The 5434-nt window shown below is 58.0% G+C and carries 7 protein-coding genes; 3 read left to right on the top strand and 4 right to left on the bottom strand.

The annotated features are described in order from the left end of the window. The 4 genes from ACW9UQ_RS18190 to ACW9UQ_RS18175 all read right to left on the bottom strand — a co-directional run. On the bottom strand, positions 1-611 hold a 611-nt coding region (locus ACW9UQ_RS18190), incomplete at its 3' end, for a DUF1194 domain-containing protein (RefSeq protein WP_458932409.1). Further along, complete coding sequence (locus ACW9UQ_RS18185; protein WP_458932408.1) at positions 608-1255, bottom strand: DUF1194 domain-containing protein; 648 nt, start codon at positions 1253-1255, stop codon at positions 608-610. The genes ACW9UQ_RS18185 and ACW9UQ_RS18190, both read right to left, overlap by 4 nt. Positions 1256-1264: 9 nt before the next feature. Continuing rightward, positions 1265-1801, bottom strand: a complete 537-nt coding sequence (locus ACW9UQ_RS18180) for a hypothetical protein (protein WP_458932407.1) — start codon at positions 1799-1801, stop codon at positions 1265-1267. Next, complete coding sequence (locus ACW9UQ_RS18175) at positions 1795-2223, bottom strand: VOC family protein (protein ID WP_458932406.1); 429 nt, start codon at positions 2221-2223, stop codon at positions 1795-1797. The genes ACW9UQ_RS18180 and ACW9UQ_RS18175 overlap by 7 nt, the downstream gene beginning before the upstream one ends. A gap of 281 nt (positions 2224-2504) precedes the next feature. On the opposite strand from ACW9UQ_RS18175, the gene thyX reads away from it, so the two are divergent. From thyX to ACW9UQ_RS18160, 3 genes are all read left to right on the top strand, one after another. Next, entirely contained in the window at positions 2505-3428 is a 924-nt protein-coding gene (thyX, locus tag ACW9UQ_RS18170) for an FAD-dependent thymidylate synthase (RefSeq protein ID WP_458932405.1), read from the top strand. A 487-nt stretch (positions 3429-3915) separates the two neighbouring features. Beyond that, a complete protein-coding gene (locus ACW9UQ_RS18165; RefSeq protein ID WP_458932404.1) occupies positions 3916-4134 on the top strand; it encodes a hypothetical protein in 219 nt (72 codons plus the stop codon). A 334-nt stretch (positions 4135-4468) separates the two neighbouring features. Beyond that, positions 4469-5323 (top strand): hypothetical protein, encoded by an 855-nt coding sequence (locus ACW9UQ_RS18160; protein ID WP_458932403.1) that lies wholly within the window; start codon positions 4469-4471, stop codon positions 5321-5323. The last annotated feature ends 111 nt before the right edge of the window (positions 5324-5434 follow it).

Here is a 5434-nt window from a genome sequence, read left to right as displayed (position 1 = left end):
GCTTGAGCAATTTGAGGGCTCCGCGCCCGGCGCGCTTGCCCAAAACGAAACCAACGAATATGAAAACCAGACCCGCAGACTCTCGTTATGAATGAGGGAGCCTCGGGGGGCAGGTCAACGGTGATGTCACCCCAGTCGAGCAGATCATAGATGCGCTCCGGCCGCACGCCATCATTGCTTTTGCCGTCGCCAGAGAGGTCAATCGTGTGTTGCGCGCAGGCTGGGGCGGTGTCGAATTGACCCCGTGCATGGATCAGCGCGTGGCCAAGGGCTGTCGGCAGGTTGTCGCGGCTGCGTGGGGTGCTGCGCAGGCGGGCTGTCAGGCGGGAAATGTCGGACGGTGTAGTGATCACCGTCCAGTCGACCAGCGTCGTCTGATCCCAGCGCCCGGACCATTCGAACACCATCAGCGCCACTGGGTCCCCGGGCACGGCGAACAGGGCGGCCTGAACCTCGGGGTCCTCCAATGCGGCCGCGACGCCTTCCACTTGCAAGGCCCGCTCCGTCGCATCGACGCTGGACGATATGTCCAGCGCCAGAACCAGCGCCAAACGGCAGGCCTGCACAGGCAGGGCCATGCTTAGCCAGCAGAGCAGCGCCAGGCGGATCAAAACGCGGGCTTCACGACTTCGCGCAACAACTTGCGCTCGATCGCGGCGGGATAGTCCGCATAGGTATCAGCCTTTTCGACAAAGGCATTGGGGCCGCCGATCACCTCGCGCTCAAAATATCTGGTCAGTCCGCGCACATTGCTTTCGATGGCCAGTGCGTTGATGGTGATCCCCTGACGCACCAGCGGTTCGCGTGCCTCAGACGGTGCGCTCCCTTCGTTCGAGGACCCGTCTCCTGACACATCAATGACCTGCCTTAAGCAGTCAGGGGCATAGGCAAATTGCGCTGCGGCAAAGCCGATAGCGTCACCGATGGCCGTGGAGTAAAGCGACCAGGCTCGGGGTGCTATACGCATCTCTTGGGCGACGTCGCGCAACTCTGCCTCCGAACGCACGCGCCGCCATGGAACAACAACCGCTTGCCGGGTCTGGCTGGACCAATGCACCAGGCTGACCGCTGCCTGAGCATGGATCAACGCTTCGCCCACCTCCGGATGGACCAGTGCATCCGCCAAACCGCTCATCTGAAGCTCATATTCCTCAGGAGAGATCGACGCCGAGACATCTACCGCCAACACCAGCGCAAGATCACAGGCTGGTGCGGGACCTGCAAGGCTGGCAAGGAGTGTCGCAGTCCTGATCAATCGCGTCTCTTACAGGTCACATACCTCTGTCACATCCGAACTTTGCCAGTCCCTTAGCGCCACCATTGTCTTTGCAGCTGCAAGAGCATGGTTGCCTGTGTTGTCACGCTTCGTTCCGGTTCGTGTCAAGAAATCAATGTCGCAGGCCAGATTGCGGGATGGCTCTTTTACGTCGAAAGTATCATAGGTGATACGGGCGATCACAAAGCGCCCGCTCTGCCACGTGATCTCTGTAACAAGAAACCATCCCCCGAGGCCGGGCGCAAGATCACGGGTCAGAAGTTGAAGGTTTCGGTCACTTGTCACGTGCAGGACCGGCGGATACTGGTCGCCGCCGGCCCAGGCTACATCTCGTAAGCGTATTGGCTCTTCGGGCCCGTCAATCTGAAGGCTGACGGTTTGTCGGTCGCCCCGATATAGCAATCCGTTTTCCTGCAGGGTGAACCTGACCTCTTCCGGGATACCGTCACCGGTCAAATCCGCGCGGATGTCGCCGCCTGCCGCCATTCCCGCCAATAAACTCAGAAGAAAGACCAGTCTTACCAATGCCCGGTATTCTCCATACTTGCCCAGGGTTCCTGCGGCGGCAGTTTGTCGCCAGCTTGCAGAAGCTCGACCGAGATGTTGTCAGGGCTGCGCACAAAAGCCATGTACCCGTCGCGAGGGGGGCGATTGATAGTGATGCCGTTGTCCATAAGGTGTTGGCAGAGATCATAGATATTCTCGACCCTATAGGCGAGATGCCCGAAATGCCGACTGTCAGACGGCAGCTCGTCATCGCCGTCCCAGTTATAGGTCAGCTCGACCGGGCATTCCGGTTGGCCTGGTGGAGACATGAAGACCAAAGTAAACCGCCCGCCCTCATTATCGATGCGGCGTTTTTCTTCCAACCCCAGGAGTTTGAAAAACTCCATCGTCTTATCCAGCTCCTTAACCCGAACCATTGTATGCAGATATTTAAGGCTCATGATCCCTACCTTATTGTCGCGGCACGCCGCCGCTGGTCTTCATTTATCGACGCTTCGATCTTGTGCTAGCCTAGTCTGATTGACGGTTCTGACAAGCGGGCAGTGGCGTCGACCTATAAATTTGCGTTTTGCAATCGGTGATGCGCTATCGCCTTTGTCAACGGGCCGGTACGCTGTGAAACTTGGGCTCTGCAGCGCCAACCACAAGATGATGTTGCGCCCGACCCCTGCATGACTAGATAATGTCCCCCAGCAGAATCGCAGAAAAGCAGGGTGTCAGCATGAATGACCGGTCGGATAATCCGCAAGCCAGTGACGAAATCGCAGAGCTGCGCGCCCAGTCGCACAGCACCCGCCGTGCCACGGTTCCGGCGATGGAAGAGCGGCTTTACACCCCGCACCCCGTGCTGGATCACGGCTTTGTCCGCGTCATCGACTATATGGGCGATGACAGTGCGATCACTCAGGCGGCGCGGGTGTCCTATGGCAAGGGGACCAAGGCGGTGTCCAACGATGCAGGGCTGATCCGCTATCTGATGCGGCACTGGCATTCCACCCCGTTTGAGATGTGCGAGGTCAAGTTTCACGTCAAGTTGCCGGTCTTTGTTGCTCGTCAATGGATCCGGCACCGCACAGCGAATGTGAATGAGTATTCCGCCCGTTATTCGATTCTGGACCGCGAATTCTATATCCCCCAGCCCGAGCATCTGGCGGCTCAATCAACGGTGAACAATCAGGGCAGAGGCGCCGTCCTGCAGGGCGAGGAAGCCGCCCGCGTGCTGGAACTGCTGAAAGCCGACAGCACCCGCGCCTATGACAATTACGAGGCGATGCTGTCTCAGGATGATCAGGACGGCCTGGCCCGCGAACTGGCTCGCATGAACCTGCCTGCAAATATTTATACTCAGTGGTACTGGAAGATCGACCTGCACAACCTGTTCCACTTCCTGCGCCTGCGCGCGGATAGCCACGCACAATACGAAATCCGCGCCTATGCCGACGTGATGTGCGAGATCGTGAAGGATTGGATACCGCTCGCCTATGCCGCCTTTGAAGATTACCGCCTTGGTGCCGTGCAACTATCGTCAAAGGGGATTGATTGCGTGCGCCGTATGCTGAAGGGTGAGGAGGTCACGCAGGAAACCTCGGGTATGAGCGCGGGGGAGTGGCGGGAGTTTGAGGGGGTTTTGATCGGCCCCGCGTAAGCAGGGAAGAAACGACCGCACAAACTTGCGCAGTCGATAGTGTAACCAAGGTTACATGAGCAACGCATTTCTGACGTATTTTCGATATCAAGCTCACTCGAGAGGTTGATTGATGGCATTGACTGAATGCAAAGAATGCGGCGGCAACGTTAGCGACAAGGCGTCCAAATGCCCACATTGCGGAGCCAGACTCCGCAAGCCGAAGCGCGGCTTTTTCGGTTTCATTTTTAAGTGGGCATTGATCGCGTTCAATCTAGGCAGCGTACCCACAAAGGGCTTTATACTCCCAATGACTTGTGATTTTTTTCGCGCCAAACAAGCGGCGGGAGTAGTCACATGGCGCGATCAGACATGAGCGATTTGGAATGGGAATGCGCCCACCCAGGGTCGGGTGCGGCCCGCTGCACTTGGAGCCTGCGCTCGTCCGGCCCTTGGCAAAGTCAGGTCTGCGCGGTAGGTCTGTGCTTGGGGATTTGGAGGGTGTGGAATGCCGCTGCTGATTGGTGCTGTCATTGTGCTCGCGGCCTTGGTTTATCTGTCGAGCACACGCCGCATCGGGCAGCGGTGTCTTTGGCGGGTCGATCCGTCTCGGCGTGAGGGTACCTTGCAGCGTTACACTTGCGATACCTGCGGCGCGGATGCCTTTACCTCAAACGGTCGGCCCCCGACGGGTTGCAAGCGGGCCTATCGGGATCGCGGGGCTTAGGCCGCGTCCGGCCCAGCCTTTGCGCTGGTCCGTTGTTGATAAGGGTCGGATAGCGCAGTTTCGGCTGGCTTCAGGTCTCACATGCCTGCCCTAAGAAATCCGGCCTCACCCCTTGAAAACCACAAAAGCGATCACATCTACGTGAAGATTTTGGAGGGGGTGTCGTAGCGGAAGCTGCGGCTTGTACTTGTATAGCTGTTTAGAGAGTTCCTCTTCCTTCAGGACATAAGGAGGGGCACCCATTGATTTTCTTGCGATCCATACCCCTTTCGCTATCGGTCTTCCTGCGCTGCCTTCCGGCGGTTCCGGGGTTTTTGTCGGTGGCGTCATCTACATGATCATCGCCTATGTCTTCACATTACCGCTGATGTTTTTATCGCCTTTTCTGGCCTTCATCTTCATCGGGATCGCTTGCACAGGCTGTGGCCTTTTGCTGTTGCTTTGTGCGCTGCGCGCGGCCATTGGGGCTGTGGGGGTTCGGCCCGATACGGGCGTAAAATCTATGATCACGACATCGCTGTTATATGGGGCTGTCTATTTTGTCGGTACCGCGGCCATCCTGGTTGCTGCGGTGTTCCTGTCGGCGGCGTTTTCCGGCTATGGCCCGGTGGCCATTCGAAACGATATTGCGCAGCGCGGGATTGAGGCGGTGGTGCCGCTTCTCGATAACATCAGCACGGCAACGGGACCGGCGCAACTGGTCTGGATCGGCGCGCTGCTGCTCAGCGGTTTGGTGTATGTGGTGCTGCTGGTGCCAATGACGGCCGCCTCTGCATATGGTCAGCTTTATGATCCGATCCGCGGGCTGGGGAAGGGGGCACTCGTGCTGACACTGGTGGCCGTCATGGCCATTCCGGCCTATATCGCAACCGCTCTTGGTTTTCAGCTTTTGGCAGAGAATGGCATAATTAGCCTGGATCTGGAGGACATGCGCCGTCGCATCGACGGTGGCGGGATTCTGGGTGGTATCTCTGGGTCGGAGATTTTAGTGATCCTTGGATTCATCGCAGTGCATGTGTGGCTGGTAAGCTGGCAAGCCGCCGCTGCTGCACTGGTTTTCCGCAAGGATAGTTCGGGGGGCAACACGGTGGCCCCGCCGGCAAATCAGAGGGCAGCCCAGCCGCAATCCTTTGCTGCACCGGCACCCAATACGGATATCCGAATCCTGCGCAAAAGTCGGATCAACTAGGGTCTGCTGACGTTCACCGTGTTTGAATGATTGCCGCTGCAATCGAGATGAAGGCTTTGAAGCTCTGGTCTGTCTTGCATGAACGCATCGCTATCCCTCTGTTTTCCTTCA

The sequence above is a fragment of the Halovulum sp. GXIMD14793 genome, assembly GCF_054457435.1.
Note: the sequence above shows the minus strand (reverse complement) of the source record. Positions and strands in the feature narration are given on the sequence as shown.

Bases quoted from the DNA above. Each gene is read 5' to 3' on its own strand.
- ACW9UQ_RS18175 (WP_458932406.1), bottom strand. From the start codon at position 2,223: ATGAGCCTTAAATATCTGCATACAATGGTTCGGGTTAAGGAGCTGGAT.
- thyX (WP_458932405.1), top strand. From the start codon at position 2,505: ATGAATGACCGGTCGGATAATCCGCAAGCCAGTGACGAAATCGCAGAG.
- ACW9UQ_RS18165 (WP_458932404.1), top strand. From the start codon at position 3,916: ATGCCGCTGCTGATTGGTGCTGTCATTGTGCTCGCGGCCTTGGTTTAT.
- ACW9UQ_RS18160 (WP_458932403.1), top strand. From the start codon at position 4,469: ATGATCATCGCCTATGTCTTCACATTACCGCTGATGTTTTTATCGCCT.